General features: G+C 39.7%; 25 protein-coding genes. 20 read left to right on the top strand and 5 right to left on the bottom strand.

What is annotated here, in order from left to right; translation table 11 throughout:
• Positions 1-64: 64 nt before the first annotated feature.
• From rpiB to glyA, 5 genes are all read left to right on the top strand, one after another.
• Positions 65-517, top strand: coding sequence for a ribose 5-phosphate isomerase B (gene rpiB, locus NST91_RS24585; protein WP_341333252.1), 453 nt, complete (start codon positions 65-67; stop codon positions 515-517).
• A 102-nt stretch (positions 518-619) separates the two neighbouring features.
• Positions 620-1,192, top strand: a complete 573-nt coding sequence (locus tag NST91_RS24580) for a TIGR01440 family protein (RefSeq protein ID WP_341333251.1) — start codon at positions 620-622, stop codon at positions 1,190-1,192.
• Positions 1,193-1,331: 139 nt separating this feature from the next.
• Positions 1,332-1,844: a sigma-70 family RNA polymerase sigma factor gene (locus NST91_RS24575; RefSeq protein ID WP_341333250.1), complete on the top strand. Its 513-nt coding sequence runs from the start codon at positions 1,332-1,334 to the stop codon at positions 1,842-1,844.
• A gap of 14 nt (positions 1,845-1,858) precedes the next feature.
• On the top strand, positions 1,859-2,872 hold the full coding sequence (locus NST91_RS24570; protein ID WP_341333249.1) for an anti-sigma factor: 1,014 nt from the start codon (positions 1,859-1,861) through the stop codon (positions 2,870-2,872).
• A gap of 295 nt (positions 2,873-3,167) precedes the next feature.
• A complete protein-coding gene (gene glyA, locus NST91_RS24565) occupies positions 3,168-4,409 on the top strand; it encodes a serine hydroxymethyltransferase (RefSeq protein ID WP_341333248.1) in 1,242 nt (413 codons plus the stop codon).
• A 405-nt stretch (positions 4,410-4,814) separates the two neighbouring features.
• Here the strand turns inward: glyA and NST91_RS24560 are convergent, their stop codons facing one another.
• Complete coding sequence (locus tag NST91_RS24560; protein WP_121448510.1) at positions 4,815-4,976, bottom strand: Arc family DNA-binding protein; 162 nt, start codon at positions 4,974-4,976, stop codon at positions 4,815-4,817.
• Between the two features lie 12 nt (positions 4,977-4,988).
• Entirely contained in the window at positions 4,989-5,831 is an 843-nt protein-coding gene (locus NST91_RS24555) for an SPFH domain-containing protein (protein WP_341333247.1), read from the bottom strand.
• Positions 5,832-6,070: 239 nt separating this feature from the next.
• Between NST91_RS24555 and upp the strand changes: the two genes are divergently transcribed.
• From upp to NST91_RS24480, 15 genes are all read left to right on the top strand, one after another.
• Positions 6,071-6,700 carry a uracil phosphoribosyltransferase gene (gene upp, locus NST91_RS24550; protein WP_121448508.1) on the top strand — a complete coding sequence of 210 codons (630 nt, stop codon included), beginning with the start codon at positions 6,071-6,073 and terminating at the stop codon, positions 6,698-6,700.
• Positions 6,701-7,180: 480 nt separating this feature from the next.
• The gene (locus tag NST91_RS24545; protein ID WP_341333246.1) at positions 7,181-9,418 is read left to right on the top strand and encodes a S8 family serine peptidase; all 2,238 of its coding nucleotides are present in this window, start codon (positions 7,181-7,183) and stop codon (positions 9,416-9,418) included.
• A 388-nt stretch (positions 9,419-9,806) separates the two neighbouring features.
• Entirely contained in the window at positions 9,807-10,028 is a 222-nt protein-coding gene (locus tag NST91_RS24540; RefSeq protein WP_341333245.1) for an AtpZ/AtpI family protein, read from the top strand.
• A 6-nt stretch (positions 10,029-10,034) separates the two neighbouring features.
• Complete coding sequence (locus tag NST91_RS24535) at positions 10,035-10,403, top strand: ATP synthase subunit I (RefSeq protein WP_121448506.1); 369 nt, start codon at positions 10,035-10,037, stop codon at positions 10,401-10,403.
• 57 nt (positions 10,404-10,460) lie between these two features.
• Positions 10,461-11,195 carry a F0F1 ATP synthase subunit A gene (gene atpB / locus NST91_RS24530; RefSeq protein ID WP_121448505.1) on the top strand — a complete coding sequence of 245 codons (735 nt, stop codon included), beginning with the start codon at positions 10,461-10,463 and terminating at the stop codon, positions 11,193-11,195.
• Between the two features lie 85 nt (positions 11,196-11,280).
• Complete coding sequence (gene atpE / locus NST91_RS24525) at positions 11,281-11,499, top strand: F0F1 ATP synthase subunit C (RefSeq protein ID WP_116352009.1); 219 nt, start codon at positions 11,281-11,283, stop codon at positions 11,497-11,499.
• Between the two features lie 227 nt (positions 11,500-11,726).
• On the top strand, positions 11,727-12,251 hold the full coding sequence (atpF, locus tag NST91_RS24520; protein ID WP_341333244.1) for a F0F1 ATP synthase subunit B: 525 nt from the start codon (positions 11,727-11,729) through the stop codon (positions 12,249-12,251).
• Complete coding sequence (locus NST91_RS24515) at positions 12,248-12,784, top strand: F0F1 ATP synthase subunit delta (protein WP_341333243.1); 537 nt, start codon at positions 12,248-12,250, stop codon at positions 12,782-12,784. The genes atpF and NST91_RS24515 overlap by 4 nt, the downstream gene beginning before the upstream one ends.
• Before the next feature lie 18 nt (positions 12,785-12,802).
• On the top strand, positions 12,803-14,314 hold the full coding sequence (gene atpA / locus NST91_RS24510) for a F0F1 ATP synthase subunit alpha (protein ID WP_099354578.1): 1,512 nt from the start codon (positions 12,803-12,805) through the stop codon (positions 14,312-14,314).
• Between the two features lie 324 nt (positions 14,315-14,638).
• The gene (locus tag NST91_RS24505) at positions 14,639-15,496 is read left to right on the top strand and encodes a F0F1 ATP synthase subunit gamma (RefSeq protein WP_121448501.1); all 858 of its coding nucleotides are present in this window, start codon (positions 14,639-14,641) and stop codon (positions 15,494-15,496) included.
• A gap of 209 nt (positions 15,497-15,705) precedes the next feature.
• Positions 15,706-17,127 (top strand): F0F1 ATP synthase subunit beta, encoded by a 1,422-nt coding sequence (atpD, locus tag NST91_RS24500; RefSeq protein ID WP_341333242.1) that lies wholly within the window; start codon positions 15,706-15,708, stop codon positions 17,125-17,127.
• Positions 17,128-17,152: 25 nt separating this feature from the next.
• Positions 17,153-17,557 (top strand): F0F1 ATP synthase subunit epsilon, encoded by a 405-nt coding sequence (locus tag NST91_RS24495; RefSeq protein ID WP_099360911.1) that lies wholly within the window; start codon positions 17,153-17,155, stop codon positions 17,555-17,557.
• Positions 17,558-17,887: 330 nt separating this feature from the next.
• Positions 17,888-18,427 carry an RNA polymerase sigma factor gene (locus NST91_RS24490; protein ID WP_341333241.1) on the top strand — a complete coding sequence of 180 codons (540 nt, stop codon included), beginning with the start codon at positions 17,888-17,890 and terminating at the stop codon, positions 18,425-18,427.
• Positions 18,403-19,707, top strand: coding sequence for a DUF4179 domain-containing protein (locus NST91_RS24485; protein ID WP_341333240.1), 1,305 nt, complete (start codon positions 18,403-18,405; stop codon positions 19,705-19,707). The genes NST91_RS24490 and NST91_RS24485 overlap by 25 nt, the downstream gene beginning before the upstream one ends.
• A gap of 2 nt (positions 19,708-19,709) precedes the next feature.
• On the top strand, positions 19,710-19,880 hold the full coding sequence (locus tag NST91_RS24480; RefSeq protein ID WP_341333239.1) for an ATP synthase delta/epsilon chain alpha-helix domain-containing protein: 171 nt from the start codon (positions 19,710-19,712) through the stop codon (positions 19,878-19,880).
• 79 nt (positions 19,881-19,959) lie between these two features.
• Here the strand turns inward: NST91_RS24480 and NST91_RS24475 are convergent, their stop codons facing one another.
• Genes NST91_RS24475 through NST91_RS24465 form a run of 3 tightly spaced genes read right to left on the bottom strand, consistent with a single transcriptional unit; the run spans position 19,960 to position 23,614 of the window.
• Positions 19,960-21,075: a Ger(x)C family spore germination protein gene (locus tag NST91_RS24475; protein WP_341333238.1), complete on the bottom strand. Its 1,116-nt coding sequence runs from the start codon at positions 21,073-21,075 to the stop codon at positions 19,960-19,962.
• Between the two features lie 3 nt (positions 21,076-21,078).
• Positions 21,079-22,527 (bottom strand): spore germination protein, encoded by a 1,449-nt coding sequence (locus NST91_RS24470; RefSeq protein WP_341333237.1) that lies wholly within the window; start codon positions 22,525-22,527, stop codon positions 21,079-21,081.
• Positions 22,514-23,614, bottom strand: coding sequence for a GerAB/ArcD/ProY family transporter (locus NST91_RS24465; RefSeq protein WP_341333236.1), 1,101 nt, complete (start codon positions 23,612-23,614; stop codon positions 22,514-22,516). Before NST91_RS24465 ends, NST91_RS24470 begins: the two co-directional genes overlap by 14 nt.
• Positions 23,615-23,839 lie beyond the last annotated feature (225 nt).

Raw genomic sequence — 23,839 nt, 5'->3', positions numbered from 1 at the left:
ATTAATGGAATGTCTTTTGGAGAAATATCGAGCCAAGTCTCAATTCATAAAAGGGGGATTTACAATGAAAGTTGCAATAGCTTCAGACCATGGCGGTTTAGTATTACGTGAGGAAATTAAAAAGGTATTGGACGAACTTGAAATTGAGTATGATGATTTCGGATGTGAATGCTCTACATCTGTTGATTATCCCGATTATGCACTACCTGTAGCGAAAAAAGTAGCGAACGGGGAATATGACCGTGGTATTTTAATTTGTGGAACGGGGATTGGGATGAGTATTGCTGCGAACAAGGTACAAGGGATCCGTTGTGCACTTTGTCATGATGTATTTAGTGCAAAGGCTACACGTGAGCATAACAACAGCAATATTTTAGCAATGGGTGAACGTGTGATTGGCCCAGGGCTAGCAGTTGAAGTTGCAAAAACATGGCTTACTACAGAATTCTCAGGTGGACGTCATGAAAACAGAATCAACAAAATCACCGCTTATGAAAACAACCCCTCTGGGGAATAACATATGAGATTACAGCGCCTGAGGACATGATGCATCAGGCGTATATTTAATTACTTCAATACTTTTGTGGGACAAGGGCCTGTCCCGAAGGAGGGAACGAGGATGGTTGCAGATCTTGAGGTGTGGAGAAGGCAGCTTCAGACGATTCTTTCGGAGTTTGCGGAACGTGCTTCGCTGAAAAAAGGAGAGCTTCTTGTTGTCGGTTGTAGTACAAGTGAAGTCATTGGTGAACGAATTGGTACGGCCGGATCAGAAGAAGTGGCGGAAATGATTTTTAGAGAATTGGCTAAGCTTCGTAAAAATATAGGCGTGGAGCTCGCGTTTCAGTGTTGTGAGCATTTAAATCGTGCATTAGTGGTAGAGCGAGAAACAGCGATACATAAAAATTTCGAGCAAGTAACAGTTGTTCCGGTTCGAACCGCAGGTGGTGCGATGGCCACATATGCTTTTGGGCATTTTAATGATCCTGTTGTTGTTGAATTTATTAAAGCCGAAGCGGGAATTGATATTGGTGATACCTTCATTGGCATGCATCTAAAACATGTTGCAGTTCCGATTCGAAGTTCGGTTAAAGAACTAGGTGGTGCACATGTTACAATGGCCAAAGCAAGACCAAAACTCATTGGTGGCGAAAGAGCAGTCTATCCGAATAAAAAGGAAAATAAGAAATGTTAATGACCACAGGGACCACGGAGACGGTTCCTGTGGTTCTTTTCATTTTAGTAAAATATTTATAATTACAGGTGTAACTATTTGGGGATTTGATCGTTTAGTAAGTGAGGTATGATGGAGAAAGCGAGAAAGGGGGACGCAGATGGGGAAAGAACGAAATGAAAAATTGGATGATATTTATCGCCGTTATGCGGAACCCCTTTTTTATTATTTGTTACGAATGTCAGGTTCCTCTACTTTAGCCGAGGACCTTGTTCAGGAAACTTTTTTTCGGGCAACGGTGTCCCTGTCCTTTTACAAATATGAGGATGTCAAACCATGGCTTTTTAAGGTTGCCCGTAATACATACCTCGATGAATGGAGAAAACGACAACGGTGGAAGTGGGTCCCATTTTACGATAAAGGGGATATGAAGAGTCCATACGGGATCCCCGAGGAAGAGGTCGTAACGAGGGAGAAAATCGGGGAGTTGGCTGATTTACTGGAATTACTTCCGGAAAACTACCGTACAATTATCTATTTTCGGGAAATCGCAGAATTCTCGTATGAAGAAATTCAGGAAGCGATGGAATTGACTGAATCACAGGTAAAAGTGACACTTCATCGCGCGCGAAAAAGACTGCAAATATTAGCTGAGAGAGAATCGAAGGATTAAGGAGTGAATACATAATGACAGAGTGGACAAAGGATAAGGAAAAACGGATTTTATGGAAGTATCGATTTTCACTGACAATGAGAATCATACGAGTTGTGCTCATTCTCTTGTTTTTGTATGGCATCTATATGGTATTACTTTCGATTGGTTACAGTTTTTCAAAGCTTGATGATAAGAATTCATTTCATTTGAATCTAGCGATTGACTGGACGCAACCGGGCCTTCATGGTGAGTATGGTAGTCCAATCAATGCCGAAATTACACCTTTTCTAGGTCAAAGAATGACCATTCCTATTTCGCAGACAATAGGAAAGGAAGAACAGGTCATTGGAGAGTGGAATGTAACGAAACGTTTGCTAAATATATTTTCAACAAAAGAGATGACTTATTTTCAAAGCTCAGATAATAAGAAGTTCGGATTTATTTTGCCTGAGGATCCACGTACAGGTAAGAAATTGGTTGGTGTAACGAATGAGGCAGACCATCATGAGTGGCAGAAGCTCGAGATGGTTCATGAGGGAACGGTTGCAAATCTAGCATTTTCAACGTCACAATTTTATAATCCGAAAGAGTTATTAAAGAAGTTGGAAAAGTATGATCTGGATATTCAATGGATGCCCTTATATGCAGGCGAGTTGAAAGCATTTGAGCCATCCTGGGGTTCAACAGGCGGTGGGGCGCATTTGTCGGTTGATACACTCGGATTATCAAGAGCTGTGGATATGGATGAAGATTATAATGGCTGGGCTGAATATTTGCTAGACAGTCGTATTATCGAGGAAACCCAAAAAATGATGCTCAAGAACATGAAGAATCTGATTGATCATGAAAGTAAAACCTATCGTCAAAATGTGCTCGGACTAAGGTACCTAGAAGAGCGCTACGAATATCTAAAAGAAAATGAGTTTTTAGTATATGGTGCAGTTGTTACGGGCCCAGTGAAGGAACTTTTGAAATTAAGAGAAGAACAAGATTTCAGGAATATTCAGGTTGGCAAATTCGAATACTGGAACTGGGAGACAGAGTGAAGGTAGAGACAGGGGGTGCTTTGTCTCTTTTTTTATATTGATGAAGAATAAGTGAACGATACTTTACAAATAATAGTAAAACGTTCGTATTTTAGAAAAAACATTAAATTTTTTTAATTACCAGAAAAGGTAATAGTAATCGCGTATTAGCGGCATTCAACCCCGTTTTAAAGCGGTTTCAATGAAAAATGAATCTAAAACTTAATCTTCCTACTGCCGAATAAAAGTGTTACAATGTAAAAGTGTTTTTCAAATTAACGGAATAATTCATAATAGATTAAAAGGAGGATTCCAAATGAAACATTTATCGGAGCAAGATCAACAAGTATTTCAGGCAATACAAGATGAACTAAAACGACAACGTACTAAAATTGAGCTGATTGCATCTGAAAACTTTGTAAGTGAAGCAGTCATGGAGGCCCAAGGTTCCGTACTAACAAACAAATATGCAGAAGGATATCCTGGCCGTCGCTACTATGGTGGCTGTGAGCATGTGGATGTAGCAGAGAACATTGCTAGAGACCGTGCAAAGGAAATCTTTGGCGCAGAGCATGTAAATGTGCAGCCTCACTCTGGGGCTCAAGCGAATATGGCTGTATACTTTACAATCCTAGAGCAGGGTGACACTGTACTTGGGATGAATCTTTCCCATGGTGGACATTTAACACATGGTAGTCCGGTAAACTTCAGTGGAATTCAATACAATTTCGTGGAGTACGGAGTAGATCCTGAAACACATCAAATCAATTACGACGATGTACGTGCTAAAGCAGTTGAACATAAGCCTAAGCTTATCGTTGCAGGTGCGAGTGCGTATCCACGTGCAATTGACTTTAAAAAGTTTAGAGAAATCGCGGACGAAGTGGGCGCGTACTTAATGGTAGACATGGCTCACATCGCAGGTCTTGTAGCAACAGGTCTTCACGAGAACCCTGTTCCATATGCTGATTTCGTAACAACTACTACTCACAAGACATTACGTGGTCCACGTGGTGGTATGATTCTTTGTAAAGAAGAATTCGCGAAGAAAATCGATAAGTCCATCTTCCCTGGTATCCAAGGTGGTCCATTAATGCACGTTATTGCTGCTAAAGCAGTTGCATTCGGAGAAGCGTTAACAGATGAATTCAAACAATATGCAAAAAACATCGTTGACAATGCGGCAAGACTAGCAGATTCTTTACAAAAAGAAGGCTTAGACCTTGTATCTGGTGGAACTGACAATCACTTACTACTACTTGATGTTCGTTCATTAGGTTTAACTGGTAAAGTGGCTGAAAAAGTTCTTGATGATATCGGCATTACAGTTAATAAAAATACGATTCCATTCGACCCAGAAAGCCCATTTGTAACAAGTGGTATCCGTATCGGAACAGCTGCTGTTACAAGCAGAGGTTTTGGTTTAGAGGATATGGATGAAATTGCATCTATCATCGCATTTGCATTAAAAAATTCAGAAGACGAAGCGAAGTTAGCTGAAGCAAGCGCGCGTGTAGAAGCATTAACTAGCAAGTTTGTCCTTTATAAAGAGTATTAAAATAGTTGAAGGCAGGACTCCCGTTTGTTTGGGCGTCCTGCCTTTTTTTGCTTGGGTCATAATTATTTGGGGATAGGTCACAATTCTCGGAGGTTGAGGCACAATTAATCGATGATAGGGAACAATTCTTCAGAGTTAGGGCGCAATTAAATAGAATTAGGGCACAATCCTATTCTGCATTTTCCCACTCAACCGCTTATGTCCGATATATTTAGCTGAATGTCCGAAATAATAGCAACTATGTCCGATAAAATCAAATCAATGTCCGATATATTTGCAAGTATGTCCGATATATAGGAAGTTGTGTCCGATATAGCAAAAAATTCATCCGTACATTTCCCCAAATCCCACACAAATCACCACAAAACAAAAGCGCTTGGACCAAAATCCAAGCGCATCCTTAATTTACTGTTTATTTTTCGGTAACCGGCCTGCCTTTTTGGCTGCTTCTCTTAACAAGAACTCGATATGGCTGTTGACACTGCGGAAATCATCAGCAGCCCATTTTTGCAAAATTTCATAGAGGTCAGGATCCATCCGTAATGGAAAACTCTTTTTTTTAGACATATTTGTCACTCATTAATATAGCGTACCTGCGTTGATAACAGGTTGAGTAGATTTTTCGGAAACGATTGCGACAAGTAGGTTATTTACCATTTGAACCTTACGCTCATCATCAAGGTCAACCGTTTTATCTTGCTCAAGCTGTTTGATTGCCATCTGGGCCATTCCGACCGCACCTTCAACGATTTTTTGACGTGCCGCGATAATCGCAGTAGCTTGTTGACGTTGAAGCATCGCTTGAGCAATTTCAGTAGAGTAGGCAAGATGAGTTAGGCGAGCCTCAAGTACTTGAACGCCTGCGACCTTTAAGCGTTCCTGAAGTTCTGCTGCTAACTCATTCGAGATTTCTTCAGAGTTTCCGCGCAATGTAAGCTCTACATTTTCAAAAGTGTCATATGGATATCGAGTTGCAACATGACGAATGGCTGTTTCACTTTGAATTTCAACAAACTCTTCATAGTGATCAACATCAAATACTGCTTTTGCTGAATCAATTACTTTGTACACGACAACGGCTGCAATTTCAATTGGATTACCTTCGACGTCGTTTACCTTAAGTTTTTTACTGTTAAAGTTATTTACACGTAAAGACACTGTTCTACGAAGTGAAAATGGAACAGTTAAAAACATCCCACTATCGCGAATTGTCCCTAAATATTTTCCGAAAAAGATGACAACTCCAGCCTTATTTGGCTGGACAATTGTAATTCCAGAAGCCAGAATGAAAGCCGCGGCAACAAAGAATATCCCTAGAACAATTTTTGTGTTGATTAGCATCACGGCACCTAATGCAATGAAAACGGCAATGATTAGAATGCCTAAAAACCCATTAAGCTTCCATACTTGTGATTCTTTCATGAAATCAACCCCATTTCGTTTGGATATATGTTTTATATCTTTATGATATCACTTTTGTATAATACTGTAAATTAATTCGTTGTAAATTATTCATTATATGTATTTTTAAATTTCGTCTTGAACATGTTTTATTTTTTCTGTAAAATTTATTGAAGTGTGAAAAATAAAGTTCGTGGTGTTAATTTTTCTGCTGATGGTCATTCTAAGAACAGCGATACTCAAAAAAGGAGAGATGAACGATGGGGAAAGTGTACGTTTTTGATCACCCACTAATTCAACATAAGCTTACATACATACGTGATAAGAACACAGGTACAAAGGAATTTCGTGAATTGGTAGACGAAGTTGCAAGCTTAATGGCATTTGAAATTACACGCGATATGCCACTTGAGGAAGTTGAAGTTGAAACTCCTGTACGCAAAGCAAAATCAAAGGTTTTATCTGGGAAAAAGATCGGGATTGTGCCAATTCTTCGTGCTGGTTTAGGCATGGTAGACGGAATTCTACGCTTAATCCCAGCTGCAAAAGTAGGGCATATCGGACTTTATCGTGACCCTGAAACATTGCAACCAGTTGAGTATTATTTTAAAATGCCTTCTGACATTGAAGAGCGTGAATTCATCGTGGTTGACCCAATGCTTGCAACCGGTGGATCAGCAGTAGAAGCAATCAACGCATTAAAGAAGCGTGGTGCTACAAATATTAAATTCATGTGCTTAATCGCAGCGCCTGAGGGTGTAGAAGCAATTAAAGAAGCTCATCCTGATATCGATATCTTCATCGCGGCACTCGATGAGCAACTAAATGACCATGGCTACATTGTTCCAGGCCTTGGAGATGCTGGAGACCGTTTATTCGGTACGAAATAATCAAGAAAAGTGGAAGCGAGCGATTAGCGACGTACGGACTGAGGCCCACACGACGTGGCGAATTTAGTCTGTGTTCCTCCAGAGATAAAGGAAACACGAAGAGCAAAGCGATTCGATGTTGACCTTATCGTACGAAGGGTGAGGGAAGTCAGCTAGTCGCTGCGAGCTGCAACTAGACAATAAAGAAAAGTGGAAGCGAGCGATTAGCGACGTACGGACTGAGGCCCACACGACGTGGCGAATTTAGTCTGTGTTCCTCCAGAGATAAAGGAAACACGAAGAGCAAAGCGATTCGATGTTGACCTTATCGTACGAAGGGTGAGGGAAGTCTGCTAGTCGCTGCGAGCTACAACTAGACAATCAAGAAAAGTGGAAGCGCCTTGCCCAGAAACGAAAAGAGTTTCTAAACGCTACAACAAATCAACATCCACATATTTGACCACCTTTTGAGAAAAACTATCTCAAAGAGGTGGTTTTTTTGTGAGAATTTTACCGGCAATCTGCATGTGTTTGATCCTCCTATTTTCACCAATACCAGCCCATGCTCACCGTTTTCCTGATAGGCCACCATTGCCTGAGTTGGATATGGATGAAATGGCGCATGAAATAATCATCACGGAAGATAATCAATTTGATTTAATAGTAGAAAAAATAAAAAGAAACTATTCCTCCATTAAAATTAACCACATTTACAAACATGTATTTCCAGGCTTTTCTGTGACGGGAAAGAGAAAGGATATACAGAAATTAAAAGCCGAAACAGGTATTCAGCACAGTTCCCCTGTTGCTACATACCAAGTGTCTGTTGAAGAAAGTGTCCCTTTTATTGGCGGCAACGAAATTCGCAGTCATTTTGATAAAAGAGATCACCGCTTAACGGGTAAGGGAGTAAAAGTTGGGGTGATTGATACAGGTGTTGATTACACACACCCGGACCTTAGAATGAATTACAAGGGTGGCTATGACCTTGTTGACGGGGATGATGACCCGATGGAAACGAAAGGGATTGCAGGTCGAAATACCTCACATGGAACTCATGTTGCGGGAATAATTGCGGCAAATGGCAAAATTAAAGGGGTCGCACCCGAGGCTGATATAATTGGCTACCGTGCTCTTGGTCCTGGTGGAATGGGGACATCTGAACAGGTTATTGCGGCCATTGACAAAGCAATTGAAGATAAAGTGGACGTCATCAACCTCTCTCTCGGCAACACCATCAATGGGCCTGACTGGCCGACTAGTCTCGCTTTAGATAAAGCAACGGAAGAAGGGATTGTTGCTGTCACTTCCAGCGGGAACTCGGGGCCGATGGTCTGGACGGTTGGGTCTCCGGGAACTTCTTCAAAAGCCATTTCTGTAGGTGCATCCACACCACCCATGACTTTGCCATATCTAACCGTTGGATTTGCTGATCGAAAAATTCAACTTCAGCCACTCCAAGGGTCAATTCCTTGGAAACTGCAAAAGAAATATGAAATCGCAAAAGCTGGAATCGGCACAGAAACTGAATTTCCAAAAATAAAAAATAAAATTGTTCTAATGGAGCGAGGAGAAATTACTTTTACCCAAAAAGCGGTTCGAGCGTATGAATCCGGCGCGATTGCTGTACTCATCTACAATAATACAGATGGGAATTTCTCAGGATCCCTTGAGAAGGAACTTCCGATACCAGTTGCTTCCCTCTCAAAAGCGGACGGAGAATGGCTTAAAAAACAAATTAAAATGAAAAACAATGTAGTAAGTACCTCCTATCAACGTATTAAGGATACAATTGCTGAATTTAGTTCACGTGGACCGGTTACACATACGTGGGCAATTAAGCCTGATGTGGTTGCTCCAGGGGTTGCGATAGATAGTACCATTCCAAATGGCTATCAGGAAATGCAAGGTACAAGTATGGCTGCCCCACATGTAGCGGGGGCTAGTGCCATATTAAAACAGGCACACCCTGATTGGACACCAGAACAAATAAAAGCAGCCCTGATGAATACGGCGCGCCTCTTAAATAATGAGGAGGGGAACTTGTACAAGCCATATGAACAAGGGGCAGGAAGGATTCAACTCCATGAAGCGATTCACTCAGAAACCTTAATCTATCCAGGATCATTTTCCGCTGGATTGCTTCACCACCAGGATAGGCGGACGAAAAAAAGAATAAGAGTAACGGTAGATAACCAATCCGATGAAGAAAAAAGATACTCATTTGAAGTTCCGGATAATATGAAAGGTGTCCAGTGGGACTTGCCCATCCCTTTTTCGATAAAACCAAAACAGAAAAAGATAATCACAATCGGATTAGATATTACACCTAATATCATTGGTTCGGGCCTACATCACGGGAATTTATTTTTAAAAGAAGGGAAGAATCGTTACCATATCCCATATATGTACGTGATCGAAGAACCTGATTATCCTCGAATCATGGGCTTTCAATTTGGAAAAGACGACAAGGAGGATATATTCCGGTATGAATTATACTTACCTGGTGGAGCGGAAGAGTATGGAATTGTTCTCTATGACCCAGACACGTTGAGGTTCGTCACATTTTTAGACTGGGACCGAAATGTTGCGAGAGGATTAGTAGAGAGAAAGGTGAATCGAAAAGAACGAAAATTAAGAGGGGTATTTAAGGCTGTCATCTATGTAAAAAAAGCAGGCAAAGAGGATATACTTGAAACGGAGATTTCGTTTGAAGATACTATGGTAGGCAGCCATTAAGATAGATTCAGCAATTTCTGCTGAATCTATTTTTAAACCGCCAGCGGAGCCGCAAAAAATCAGACGCAAATAAGCCAAGGCGTATTTGATAGTGGCTAGTCATTTATGAACATTTTGTGAACGATGTTTGAATTTTTGGATTTGCACTACCATAATAGGACTAATAAAAATCACTGTTAAATCGCTTTTTGTAAGCAAAAATGGAACCCCCAAAAATGCTTGTGAGAAACTGAACTTTTTCCCTGCAAACAATTGACATTAAAGGGTGCCTATTGTATGCTTACAAAGGGTATCGATGAGAAGGTTTACATCGTATAAACTCTTGAAAAATTAAGTATTTTCAGACATGTAAAAAAACCTGCCTCGGACGCTGAAGTGAGGTATGCGGATGCGTAAAAATGACAAGCACCCTTTACGAGCCTATGCGCTCATGTCTGGTATTCTATCTCAATTAGTGGGATCAATTCTAGCAGGTATTTTCCTCGGTAGATGGGTTGATCGAATGCTTGACACAGAACCACTTTTTTTAATTATCGGCCTTCTATTAGGACTAGCAACTGGAGTATATGCAACACTTCGACTAGTCAATCATTTTTTCTCAGGAGATTAACTTGATATGCAGGATTTAACCACAGCATTTACGAGGTATCGTAAATACATATTCTACTTACTTGCAATCTATGTACTAGGCTGGGGATTTACTGCATACAAAGCTGTCTTCTTAGGATTAATACTAGGGACAGTAGGAAGTTTGTATTTCCTCTTTTCGTTGGCTCGGAAAAATAAGCAATTTACAAAAGCTTATGAAGAGGGACGAACGGTACGCTCACTTGGGACGATGTCTCGTATGGCGATTGCTGGTTTGGCAGTATTAGTCGTAATGGAGTATCCACAAGAGTTTCATTTAGGTAGTATGATTATTGGATTAATGACAGCTTATTTTGTCATTATGATAGATTTCTTTTTTCAAAAACTTCATAAATAGACTAAAGCGCGAGGCAAAGCTTTGTGCTAGACAATATGGGAAGAGAGGTGAATACTGTTGGGTCACGAAGCTCCTACGTTTAAATTGTTTGGACTTTGGTTTAGTGCATCTAACATGTTAATGATCACAATCGCAAGCGTGATTGTATTCATTATCGCGGTTCTTGGAACTCGTACCCTTGCAATGAAGCCAACCGGTGCTCAGAACTTTATGGAATGGGTCATGGACTTTGTTCGAGGAATTATAAAAAGTTCGATGGACTGGCAAACTGGCGGACGCTTCCAAATATTAGGGATTACTTTACTTATGTATATCCTTGTATCTAACTTTCTAGGGTTACCATTCGCGGTCATTTTTGGCCATGAGTTATGGTGGAAGTCTCCAACTGCAGATCCAACGATTACATTAACATTAGCTGTTATGGTTGTTGGACTATCGCATTACTATGGAATAAAGATGAAAGGTGCTAGAGAATACGGTAAGGATTTCTTTAAACCTATGTCATTTATGTTCCCGTTAAAAATTATCGAAGAATTCGCAAACACTTTAACTCTCGGACTGCGTCTATTTGGTAACATCTATGCCGGTGAAATCCTGCTTGGATTAATCGCAGGTATGGCAGTAAGTGGTTATGGCGAAAGTTTCTTTGGTGGAATTTTAGGTACAATCGGAGCCTTTATTCCGATGATTGCATGGCAAGGATTCAGTATCTTTGTTGGTGCCATTCAGGCATACATCTTCACAATGTTAACAATGGTTTATATTTCTCACAAAGTGAGTACAGACCACTAATAAAAACTTGTCCAAAATGAGACTTTTTGGACAACAAAAATAAACTACTACTATTTTTTTATACAATTAAAGGAGGACTTTTTCAATGGGTTTATTAGCAGCAGCAATTGCAATTGGTTTAGCGGCACTAGGTGCTGGTATCGGTAACGGTCTTATCGTATCTCGTACAGTTGAGGGGATTGCTCGTCAACCAGAAGCACAAGGTAAACTTCAAACTACTATGTTCATCGGGGTTGCGTTAGTTGAGGCGATTCCTATCATCGCGGTTGTTATCGCGTTCATGGTATTTGGTGCTAACGCGTAAGAAGATTTCTCGAAGCTTTCCTTGGTTGCATGTAAGGATTCTCTTATTTTGTAACCATATAAAAGTGAAGGCAACATGAACAAAATGGCGAAGATCATTCCAAGAGAACCTTCGCCATTCCTTTGTATAAACCAAATTTTTTTAAAAATAATTGTGCGTATTTGCGCATGTTTGATGAAAATAAGGACTTCCATTCGACCTGGAACTCGCAAAAGGAGGGAATATAGGTGTTAGATCTTTTTGTCTTAGGCGCTGCCGCTGGTGGATTACCAGTCAACCTTGGTGACATCATCTTCCAATTGGTTGTATTCATCATTTTATTAGCGTTACTTCGTAAGTATGCGTTCGGTCCAATCATGAACATCATGAAACAACGTGAAGAACATATCGCGAATGAAATTGATTCTGCAGAACAAAATCACCAAGAAGCAAAAAAATTAGCAGAAGAACAACGTGAATTACTTAAAAAGTCACGTACTGAGGCTGCTGAGTTAATCGAAAATGCACGTAAATTAGGTGAAGAGCAGAAAGATGGAATTATCCAAGCTGCTCGTGAGGAAGCAAACCGTTTAAAGGAAGCTGCAAAACAGGAAATCGTTCAAGAAAAAGAACAAGCTGTTACAGCTTTACGCGAACAAGTTGCATCACTATCTGTGTTAGTTGCTTCTAAGGTTATCGAAAAGGAACTTAGCCTTGAAGATCAAGAGAAGTTAATTAACGAATATATTCAAGAGGTAGGAGAAGGGCGATGAGCAAAGGAATCGTAGCAAAGCGATATGCAGTAGCTCTTTTTCAATTAGCAAGTGAACAAAATGCACTTGACCAGTACGAAGAAGAAATTCGTACGGTTAAACAAGTGTTTTCAAATAGCGATGAATTCCAAACTGTGTTAAGAAATCCAAAGCTTTCAGTCGATAAGAAAAAAGCGATTGTAACGCAATCCTTTCAAGGATTTTCTCAGATGACATTAAACACGCTACATTTACTGATTGACCGTCATCGTGAGGATATCATCGCAGACGTTGCGGATGAATTTATCACATTAGCGAATGACAAACGCGGGATTGCTGATGCAACAGTATACTCTGTACGTCCTTTAACAGACTCAGAGGAATCAGGAATTTCAAGCGTATTTGCTAGTAAAGTTGGAAAGACATCATTACGTATTCAAAATATTGTAGATCCTAGTCTGATTGGTGGCGTTAAGCTTCGAATCGGAAATCGTATATTTGATGGAAGTGTAAAAGGTAAGTTAGAACGCTTAGAGCGTGAACTTATCCGCTAAAAGATAGGGGTGAAATTCATGAGCATCAAAGCTGAAGAAATTAGTGCGCTGATAAAAAAGCAAATTGAAAACTATCAGTCTGAAATACAAGTGAGCGAAGTTGGTACAGTTATCAGTGTCGGTGACGGTATCGCACGTGCTCATGGCCTCGACAATGTCATGGCTGGAGAACTCGTTGAATTTTCAAACGGTGTCATGGGTATGGCACAAAACCTTGAAGAAAACAACGTTGGTATTATCATCCTCGGTCCTTTCACAGACATTCGTGAAGGTGACGAAGTACGTCGTACTGGACGTATCATGGAGGTTCCAGTTGGTGAAGCATTGATCGGCCGTGTTGTAAACTCTCTAGGACAACCAGTTGATGGTCTTGGTCCAATCGAAACTACTAAAACTCGTCCAATCGAAAGTCCAGCTCCTGGAATCATGGACCGTAAATCTGTTCATGAACCATTACAAACTGGTATTAAAGCGATTGACGCATTAATTCCAATCGGTCGTGGTCAGCGTGAGTTGATCATCGGTGACCGTCAAACAGGTAAAACATCTGTTGCAATCGACACAATCCTTAACCAAAAGAACGAAAATATGATCTGTATTTACGTTGCAATTGGTCAAAAAGAATCAACAGTACGTGGTGTTGTTGAAACTTTACGTAAAAACGGTGCATTAGATTACACAATCGTTGTAACTGCTTCTGCATCTCAACCAGCTCCAATGTTATTCTTAGCTCCTTATGCGGGTGTAACAATGGGCGAAGAGTTCATGTATAATGGCAAGCACGTTTTAGTTATTTATGATGACTTAACAAAACAAGCTTCTGCATACCGTGAACTTTCACTATTACTACGTCGTCCTCCAGGTCGTGAAGCATATCCAGGGGATGTTTTCTACCTACACTCTCGTCTATTAGAACGTGCTGCGAAGCTTTCTGACGAAAAAGGTGGCGGATCTATCACAGCTTTACCATTTATTGAAACACAAGCTGGTGACGTATCTGCGTACATTCCAACAAACGTTATCTCGATTACTGACGGACAAATCTTCTTACAATCTGACTTATTCTTCTCAGGTGTACGTCCTGCCGTTAACGCAGGTTTATCCGTATCACGTGTTGGTGGATCTGCGCAAATTAATGCGATGAAGAAGGTATCAGGTACATTACGTCTTGATCTTGCTTCTTACCGTGAACTTGAAGCATTCGCTCAGTTCGGTTCTGATCTTGATAAAGCAACTCAAGCGAAACTTAACCGTGGTGCTCGTACAGTAGAAGTATTAAAACAAGGTCTAAATAAACCACAAGCAGTAGAAAAGCAAGTTGCGATTCTATATGCATTAACTCGTGGATTCTTAGATGATATTCCAGTAGAAGATATTTCTCGTTTCGAAGCAGAATACTTCGTATGGTTAGAGCATAACCGTAAAGCTGAAATCTTTGATCACATTAAGTCAACTGGAAAACTTCCAGATGATGAAGTATTTACTTCTGCAATCAATGATTTCAAAAAGACATTCGCTGTTTCTGAATAAAACGAAATGCGTAAGCGACCGTATAGCGACGTATGGACTGAGGCCCACACGATGTGGGTCACACAGACGTTGCCACAGGACGTGGCGAACTTAGTCTGTGTTCCTACTACTGGAGATAAAGGAAACACGAAGAGCAAAGCGATTCGATGTTGAGCTTATCGTACGGAGGGTGAGGGAAGTCTCGCTAGTCGCTGGGAGCTGAAGCTGGACATAAAACGAAATGCGTAAGCGACGCGCAATGCGTGCGTCGCTTATCTGAATAAAGCTAGGAAGACTCGGTTCCAAAGCGTTTACGAATAATCGAGGAAAAGGTGGTGAGAACCTTTGGCATCCTTACGTGATATAAAAACAAGAATCACTTCAACGAAGAAAACAAGTCAAATTACTAAAGCGATGCAGATGGTTTCAGCATCTAAGTTTAGCCGTGCTGAAGCAAATGCAAAATCGTTTGTTCCTTATATGGAAAAAATTCAAGAGGTCGTTGCGAATATCGCAGTAGGCAGCTCGGATGCAAGTCATCCAATGCTAATTTCTAGACCAATTAAGAAGACTGCTTATATCGTCATTACTTCTGACCGTGGATTAGCTGGCGCATATAACAGTAACGTGATTCGTGGTGCATACCAAGCGATGCAAAAACGTCATAAAAGCACAGACGAGTTCACAGTAATCGCAATCGGTCGTGTTGGCCGAGACTTCTTTGTAAAAAGAGGAATTTCGGTTAGCTTAGAAATCGCTGGTTTATCTGATCAGCCATCTTTTGCTGAAATTAAAGATATTGCCAATGCTACTGTGAACATGTTCGCGGATGGTACGTATGATGAGCTTTACATGTGGTATAACCACTTCGTAAGTGCGATTCAACACGATGTAACGGAGAAAAAGCTACTTCCATTAACGGACTTAGCTGCAAACAAAAAACAAACTTCTTATGAATTTGAACCTTCACAAGAAGATATCTTAGAGGTATTGCTACCTCAGTATGCTGAAAGTCTCATCTACGGAGCACTTTTAGACGGAAAAGCAAGTGAACACTCAGCTCGTATGACTGCGATGAAAAATGCGACAGACAATGCAAAAGAGCTTATCGACTCACTTACTCTTTCATACAACCGTGCACGTCAAGCGGCAATTACGCAAGAAATTACGGAAATTGTCGGTGGAGCAGCAGCTTTAGAGTAAAAATAAAAAATAAAATTAACATACTTTATGTCAATAGACGTTCAAAAAGGAGGACAAAAAGGGCGGAGAAGGTCGAGGCGGCGAAGCTTTGAGGAGCGGAGTGTATGAGGTAATACATGAGCACCGGAGAAGCAAGCCAACGAAGAGATTCGACAGCAATTTTTCCCGGACTTTTTGAACTTCCTAAAAGTAAGTTAGGAGGGAAAACGATGACAAAAGGACGCGTTACCCAAGTTATGGGTCCTGTTGTAGACGTACAGTTTGACAGCGGCCATCTTCCTGAGATTTATAACGCCCTTACTATTAAACATAGTGCGCGTGATGCAAACGAAGTTAACATCGATTTAACATTAGAAGTTGCGCTTCACCTAGGTGATGACACTGTACGTACAGTTGCGATGTCATCTACTGACGGTGTAGTTCGTGGATTAGAGGTTACTGATACTGGGAAGCCGATTTCGGTACCAGTTGGTGATGTAACACTTGGACGTGTATTTAACGTTCTAGGTGAAAGCATTGACCTTGATGCACCAGTACCTGCTGATGCACGTCGTGATGCAATTCATAGAGAAGCACCAACATTCGAACAACTTTCAACTGAGGTTGAGATTCTTGAAACTGGTATTAAGGTAGTAGACCTTCTTGCTCCATATATTAAAGGTGGAAAAATCGGTCTATTCGGTGGTGCCGGAGTTGGTAAAACGGTTCTTATCCAAGAGCTTATCAACAACATCGCACAAGAACACGGTGGTATTTCCGTATTCGCTGGTGTAGGTGAGCGTACTCGTGAAGGAAACGACTTATACTACGAAATGAAAGACTCTGGAGTTATTTCAAAAACAGCGATGGTATTCGGACAAATGAACGAACCACCAGGTGCACGTATGCGTGTAGCTTTAACTGGTCTTACAATGGCGGAATACTTCCGTGATGAGCAAGGCCAAGACGTGTTATTCTTTATTGATAACATTTTCCGTTTCACTCAAGCAGGTTCTGAAGTATCAGCCCTACTTGGCCGTATGCCATCTGCCGTTGGTTACCAACCAACTCTAGCAACTGAGATGGGTAAATTACAAGAACGTATTACATCAACAAACGTTGGATCTGTAACATCAATCCAAGCGATTTATGTTCCTGCCGATGACTATACTGACCCGGCTCCAGCTACAACGTTTGCTCACTTAGATGCAACAACAAACCTTGAGCGTAAGCTTTCTGAGATGGGTATCTACCCAGCGGTGGATCCATTAGCATCTACTTCTCGTGCTTTATCTCCTGAGGTTGTTGGCGAAGAGCACTACAATGTTGCACGTCAAGTACAACAAACATTACAACGTTACCGTGAACTACAAGATATCATCGCAATCCTAGGTATGGATGAGTTAGGTGATGAGGATAAGTTAGTCGTACACCGTGCGCGTCGTGTCCAATTCTTCTTATCTCAAAACTTCCACGTTGCGGAGCAGTTCACTGGACAACCAGGTTCATACGTACCAGTTAAAGAAACTGTTCGTGGATTCAAGGAAATCCTAGAAGGAAAATACGACTATCTTCCAGAAGATGCGTTCCGTCTAGTTGGTCGAATTGAAGAAGCAGTAGAAGCTGGAAAGCGCATGGGTGTTGAAGCATAATTAACGGGACCTAGGAGGGTATAAAATGAAGACAGTAAAAGTCAATGTCGTGACTCCTGATGGCCCAGTTTATGAAGCTGATGTGGAAATGGTAAGTGCCAAAGCTCAAAGCGGTGAGCTTGGTATCCTACCAGGACATATTCCTATGGTTGCTCCTCTTCAAGTAGGAGCAGTTAGACTTAAGAAGGAAGGCAACACTGAACTTGTGGCTGTAAGTGGAGGCTTTCTCGAGGTTCGTCCTGACCAAGTAACAATCCTTGCTCAAGCTGCCGAAACAGCTGAAGCGATTGACGTTGAACGTGCTAGTGAAGCGAAAAAGCGCGCAGAACAACGCTTGCAGGCGAAACAAGATAATGTAGATTTTAAACGGGCAGAGCTCGCTTTAAAACGTGCCATCAATCGATTAAACGTAACACAAAATAAATACTAAATTAGTATTTGGAACCCCTGTGGCCTATGGCCCGGGGGTTTTTTGTATATGAGGAACCATTTACATTGACAGGTAAGAGGATGTTGCTAAAATCGATAGAACCGGAATAATATTGATAGAACTGTTATATAACCAAAAGAATCAATAAAACGTTTATAGAATGAAAATTTAACATTCCCCTTTTTACGGTGCATACAGGGTTTATGTGGCTGTAAAAATGTTTTTTTACATACAGTCTAAAAAGAATATTGGAAATTTTTATTTTTGATGAAACCTTAGGTCTTTTTCTTGTATCTAAGAAGTAGGTTGACTCGGAAAGGAGAGCATACTTTGGATATCGCAAAAGAGGTGAAAAAGGCTAAGCGTGGGAGCAAGTCTTCCTTTGAAAAACTGATTATCGAACATAAGCTTTTGATGTATCGCGTGGCAAAGACAATTTTATCGAACGATGAGGACTGTGCGGATGTGATACAGGAGGCTATCATCAAAGCATACGAAAAGATTGATACGTTGAGAGAGCCTATGTATTTTAAAAGCTGGTTGTGCAAAATTGTCATAAATGAATGTTACCAGCTGCTAAGACAGAAAAAGAATGTGGTTAATATGGAGGAATGGTTAGAAACTCCAATAAAGGAAACTGGTTATGAAAAAGTCGAGGTTGAGCAAATGCTCGAAAAATTACCGGAAGAGCAATCTCGGTTGTTGAAGCTTTTTCATATTGAGGGAATATCGATTTTGGAGTTAGCTCATATTTATGAGGTTCCTGAAAATACGATTAAAACGAGATTACGCCGTTCCCGTGAAAAAATGCGTGAACTATGGAATGAAATTGAGGGGGGATCCATATGGACAAATGGGAAGAGCAAATAAGGCTAAAGGCAAATCCACAGCTTCCTGTAAGTGTGGAGCACCGCATGAATGAAACACTCCGATCCCTTCCGAAGAAGAAAACATATCCACGTTTCTATTATTCAGCTGCTGCCATTTTTATTGTAGGGTTCCTTCTCTTTGGGATATCGTTTATGTCACCGACATTAGCCGAAACAATGAGGTCTGTTCCTGTAATCGGTTCAATCTTTAAAATGGTAGGGGATATTGGAACTGAAAAGGGTGAAGAAGAAGGGCTGACGACATTACTTGGGCAACAAGTAGAAGTAAATGGGCAAGTGATTACTTTCACAGAAAGCCTTTATGATGGTTCACAGATCCATATTGGGTACCTGATTGAATCGTATACACAAGTGGATCACAAACAGTCTACTGATTTTCTATCCGACTTATGGTTGACTATTGATGGGAAAGGAGTCAGCTATGGGATGGGAGGACGTGGTGAGGAATTAAAAAATGGAGATTATGCTGGAGTCATAAGCATTAAAATTCGTGAGGAACTTCCTGAGAATTTTACGCTAGGAATCAAGTCGAAAAAAGAAAAATCATTGGATGTGGAATTACCAATTAAGAAACAAGGAACTAATCAAGCATTTTTAGTGAATGAGTTGTTGGAAACGCAAGATTTAACGATTCAAGTCGATAAGGTTACATTTTTCCCGACGAGTACTGAAATTGCAATGCGTCAAATTATGGATGAAAAAACTTACAATAATAATAAATATGAATGGATGGATTATCAGGTTATTGACGACCAAGGACGTGTGCTGCAACCTTTAAGTGGAGGTGGAAGTGGTGGTTTGTCAAAGGGGAAATTTGTGCAGACTTTGAAACAATACTTTGAGCCTCTGGAGAATATTCCAAAGTCACTGACCATTAAACCCTATCTGTGGGATGTAACTGAGGAGAAAGCAGAAGAAGTTAGAACCAAATGGGAAGGAAAACAGCTGGTACTTCCACAAGGTGAAATCGGAGAAACATCGGTATTGGATATTAAGAGTGAAGATGGGATCGTGACGCTTACAGTAGAGACCACTGGAGATAATGGGTACTTCCAGTCAAATAGTATTTGGATTGAGGATACAAATGGGAATGCCTATTATTCTGAGAATGCTCCAAAAAGAGTAGAAGGCACGACCAATCAGTATCTTATACAGTGTGAGGCTAATCTAGCAGTCGAGGATATAAAGGTGGTTACCTATAAACAAAAAGCTCCTAATTATTTAGAGGAGCTAGAGGTGACGATTGAGTTCGAGGGGTAAATGTGAGTTCGGGGCTACCTAGCAACGATCCTTGCTCAAGGCTGCAAAAAACAGCTGAAGCAATTGACGTTGAACGTACTAGAGAAGCAAAAAAGCGTGCAGAACAACGCTTGCAGGCGAAACAAGAGAATGTAGATCTTATCACTTTAAAACGTGCCATCAATGATAAATAACCCCAAACATATACTAATTTTAGTATTGAAAACCCCCAGAGTCCTTTAGATTCTGGGGGGTTTTGTAGGTTATTATTATCTATCTTTTGTAATGCACAGTTTTAATAATATTCACTTTAACATCAATCTTTTTAATAGAATCCTTACTAACCGAATTAATCGTAGCTAAATCCCATTCTTTTAAATGATACCGATATGCCTTTTCGCTGATGTTTAATAGATCTGTTTGTATAGCATCGCTTTTTTGTATGGTCTTTTCAAGTTCTTTTTTAATTTGTTTTTCGACTTCCTTTTTTATCTCGGTATAGCTAAGATTTTCCTGGTTTTGTGCAATTTGAACATTCATTTTTAGAGTCAATTGATAGGTGGGTGTTGAGCCACGGTCGACCTTTATTGTCATTTTAGGTTTTTGGATAATTAAACTTATCTTATTTTCTATTAAATTATATGGAATGTTGTTTATATCCTTAGATAACCACTTTAATCCTACTAAGTCTTCTTTAGCTATCCACCCTTTGTATTGTTGCTGTGATACCGCAAACCCACCTGATACAATGGCGATTTTATTTTTTTTATCCTCCTCTGAGAAACTCGCATCGTTTAATGAGAGAGAAGGGATGATAAATGATCCTGTAGGCTGATAATAGGTGGAAATAAAACGATTGTATTCTTTGATTGGGATAATATAATTATTTATCAAAAGCAGGTCTGGATTGTGAATGATCGTGTAAAGGGAAGCAAAGTTAAAGAAACTATCTCCTAATAAGATATCTTTGACATTCTCCTTAGTCCCAAAAAACCAGAGATTGTACCGCAATAATGGATTTTGCCCAATATACTCTATTACGGATTTCATTTGATCCTTTATCACATTCTCACTTAAAATGATGGTATTCACATGTCCATAATAAAATGGCAGTGGTGATTTTTGCTCCAATTCATTTAAGGCAGCGTATATAGTTTTCGCTTTAGCTTCTCCAATCAAATTTGGTACGGATTCTTGGAGTGAAGACGTACCCTCCTGCTTTGCGATATTTGCAAAATTCTGAGCTTGGATATAGACAATAAATTCACCATCTGCGTAATCAATCCCTATCCCTGTAATATATGCTTGACTTTGAATTTCTTTTGCTCCACAACCGACAAGGGTCACAACTATAATCCATATGATGATAACAAGAAGAGTTTTTTTCATAGCCTACTCCTTTTGTGCCTCACGATCAGAATCTACTGGTTGAAATGCTTGGTTTCGTTTTTTCATAAAGGGAAAGGGGAGCCTAATCAAACTATTGATCAGATCTCTAGGCTTAGGTCGATATAAGGATGTCACATAAGGATAACCAAAGCTTTCTGATGAAACAAGTATAGTCATAATAATGAATAATGCAATGAAAAAACCATATAATCCTAGGAACGAAGAAATCAATAGGACAGAAAATCGCAAGATCACAATATTGTTTGATATGGTTTGATTTATCAGTATGTAACCAGAAATGACGGTAATTGAAATCACGACTAGACAGGAAGGCGAAGTTAAGCCCGCGCGAATTGCTGCATCTCCGATAAATAATCCACCTAGAACAGCCACAGTCTGTCCAACGGGTTTTGGAAGACGAACCCCTGCCTCTTTAAATAATTCAAATAAGGCGAGCATCAAAAATGTCTCCATTGGTGCGGATAACGGGAGACCTAATCGAGATGCCGATATCGTTGCGACGAGTGGATATGGTAGTTGGTCGATTTGAAAGGAGATTAAAGAAATATAAAATCCAGGTAGAAAAATGGTGATTAGGAGCGCAAAGAGCCTGAATATCCTAACAACACTGATGTAATAAAAACTATCGTGCATATCTTCAGGTGAAAATAAGGTTTGATTAAAACTAGTGGGACCTATTAAACAAGATGGACTTCCGTCTACTAAAATGACAAATCTCCCTTGGGTCAATGATTTTACAGCGAAATCCGGTCTTCCTGAATGATCCATCAGGGGGAAGATAGAAAATGAACTATCAAATAGGCGTTCCTCGAGCGAATAGCTGCTAACGAGAATATCCACTTTAATGGATTCAATTCGTTTTTTGACCTCTTCCAATACAGATGGATTAATAATATCGTCTATATAGTGCAGGACTACTTTTGTACGACTTCGTTCTCCAATGGAGAATTCAACACTTTTAAGAGAAGAGGTTTTTAACCTTTGACGGATTAACGCCATATTATCCGATATATTCTCTACAAATCCATCTCGAGGCCCCCTAATAGAGGATTCTAAATTTGATTCTTCAGGACTCCGCTTTGGAATCTTTGATACAGGGATAAAAAAAAGATCTTTTAAGTCATGACTAAAAATAAGCAATTCTCCTGAGTATAGTTTTTCTTCGATTTCTTGTTTTGCATGGTTAAAATCTTTGGGCTTATTTACATCGAGGACATTGCTGATTACATCATAGGTTAAGAATCCATTTGATTCCCACACATCGTAGATGGTTGGAAAAATGACTTGATTCATATTATTTATATCTACTAAATGAGGGCAATACATGAATGTTATTGTGAATTCTCCATACGACTTCTCTTTAACTACGATATCTGAAGAACTTTCAAACCAATTCTTCAGATTGCTTATGAGGACTTCAACTTTGTTCACTTTTACTTTCTCCATGTTTTTCACCCGCCAAATGAATCAGTAATAAAAAGAATAGTAAAATGAAGATTTGAACACCAAGACTGATCGGGAAATAAATATTTTTTAAAAATAAAAAAAAGGAATGCGCATCCCATGGAATATAAACACCTAAAATTAGAATTGAATAAAGGGTAGGAAGCACCCATTTTGCGCTTTTTCGAAACGTAAAGAGCTTTTCCACAATAAACAAACATAAACTTATTCGAACGAAAGCCCCTGAAAGCCACTGAAACATGGACAGGAAATCTAATCGGGTAATATGTTCACCTATTTTTAACAATCGCCATTCTTCATAGGCAGGATTTCTCAGCTTTACAGCCTCTTGTAGTCCAAATTCAGATAGAGCTCCTGTTAGGGGGCCTAAAATTAAGCATACAAGCATGAATCCAGTCAGAATTAACCACTTAGCTTTAAGTTTGTTTTGGATAAAAGGGGTTAAAAACAATAAAAAAACGATATCAAATAAACCTGAGCATGAATAAAGGATTCCTTGCAAAAATTCACTGTACCCATTTTCAAAAAACGGAAAAAGTAATTCATAATCCTTCCTCGGTGTGTTTCCAATTCCAACTGTGAAACCAAAGATAGATACAACAGGTAAAGAAATAAAAGCGATTGTACTTATCGTCAGTAATCCTTTTAATGAAGCATAAAAACATACAACAGCAAACATGATGATAATAACAAAGTCTGGGGTATCAAGAGAATAGTTCCCTTTTGCCCATATAAATGTGAACTTTAACGTAACCAAGGCTACAAGTAAGAAATAAGAACCAAGTATTCCGTTTAGCAAAGTGTAAATCCATTTATATTTAACTTTTTTACTAAGCAATGAAAATATGTCAGTTTGCCCATTTATTTTTTTATAGAGATAGTAAACAAGTAGAATCCAGATAATGAATGGAATCGTGCTAAAAATAACACTTAACCATGAATCCCTGTTCGAAGTTGATAAGAGTACAGGGAGAATCTGGACATGTACCATAAAACCGGTAGACATTATCAAAAGTACATATATATGAACTGCGCTTATAAGCTTTCCTTTCATTTAAAGCCACCTTAATATCAATCATTTCCTATTATAGGTTGTGCGTTGAAGGTAAAGCTTATGCATAAGAACCGCTTGTTTTCATGGCTCTTTCCTTTTTTGGACAATAATTTTGATTTATGGCTGATATTTTTCGTTTATGGACAATAGTCTATTAGTATAGGACAATATTTAAAATTTATGGACGATAGAGGTTGGAGGGATTGAATGGAGTTGGAGATGCAG

Source organism: Ferdinandcohnia sp. FSL W7-1320 (assembly GCF_038050315.1).
Lineage (GTDB): Bacteria > Bacillota > Bacilli > Bacillales > Bacillaceae_L > Ferdinandcohnia > Ferdinandcohnia aciditolerans.
Note: the sequence above shows the minus strand (reverse complement) of the source record. Positions and strands in the feature narration are given on the sequence as shown.

Coding starts and splice junctions, on each gene's coding strand:
- rpiB (WP_341333252.1), top strand. CDS start 65: ATGAAAGTTGCAATAGCTTCAGACCATGGCGGTTTAGTATTACGTGAG.
- NST91_RS24580 (WP_341333251.1), top strand. CDS start 620: ATGGTTGCAGATCTTGAGGTGTGGAGAAGGCAGCTTCAGACGATTCTT.
- NST91_RS24575 (WP_341333250.1), top strand. CDS start 1,332: ATGGGGAAAGAACGAAATGAAAAATTGGATGATATTTATCGCCGTTAT.
- NST91_RS24570 (WP_341333249.1), top strand. CDS start 1,859: ATGACAGAGTGGACAAAGGATAAGGAAAAACGGATTTTATGGAAGTAT.
- glyA (WP_341333248.1), top strand. CDS start 3,168: ATGAAACATTTATCGGAGCAAGATCAACAAGTATTTCAGGCAATACAA.
- NST91_RS24560 (WP_121448510.1), bottom strand. CDS start 4,976: ATGTCTAAAAAAAAGAGTTTTCCATTACGGATGGATCCTGACCTCTAT.
- NST91_RS24555 (WP_341333247.1), bottom strand. CDS start 5,831: ATGAAAGAATCACAAGTATGGAAGCTTAATGGGTTTTTAGGCATTCTA.
- upp (WP_121448508.1), top strand. CDS start 6,071: ATGGGGAAAGTGTACGTTTTTGATCACCCACTAATTCAACATAAGCTT.
- NST91_RS24540 (WP_341333245.1), top strand. CDS start 9,807: ATGCGTAAAAATGACAAGCACCCTTTACGAGCCTATGCGCTCATGTCT.
- NST91_RS24535 (WP_121448506.1), top strand. CDS start 10,035: ATGCAGGATTTAACCACAGCATTTACGAGGTATCGTAAATACATATTC.
- atpE (WP_116352009.1), top strand. CDS start 11,281: ATGGGTTTATTAGCAGCAGCAATTGCAATTGGTTTAGCGGCACTAGGT.
- NST91_RS24515 (WP_341333243.1), top strand. CDS start 12,248: ATGAGCAAAGGAATCGTAGCAAAGCGATATGCAGTAGCTCTTTTTCAA.
- atpA (WP_099354578.1), top strand. CDS start 12,803: ATGAGCATCAAAGCTGAAGAAATTAGTGCGCTGATAAAAAAGCAAATT.
- atpD (WP_341333242.1), top strand. CDS start 15,706: ATGACAAAAGGACGCGTTACCCAAGTTATGGGTCCTGTTGTAGACGTA.
- NST91_RS24495 (WP_099360911.1), top strand. CDS start 17,153: ATGAAGACAGTAAAAGTCAATGTCGTGACTCCTGATGGCCCAGTTTAT.
- NST91_RS24485 (WP_341333240.1), top strand. CDS start 18,403: ATGGACAAATGGGAAGAGCAAATAAGGCTAAAGGCAAATCCACAGCTT.
- NST91_RS24475 (WP_341333238.1), bottom strand. CDS start 21,075: ATGAAAAAAACTCTTCTTGTTATCATCATATGGATTATAGTTGTGACC.
- NST91_RS24465 (WP_341333236.1), bottom strand. CDS start 23,614: ATGAAAGGAAAGCTTATAAGCGCAGTTCATATATATGTACTTTTGATA.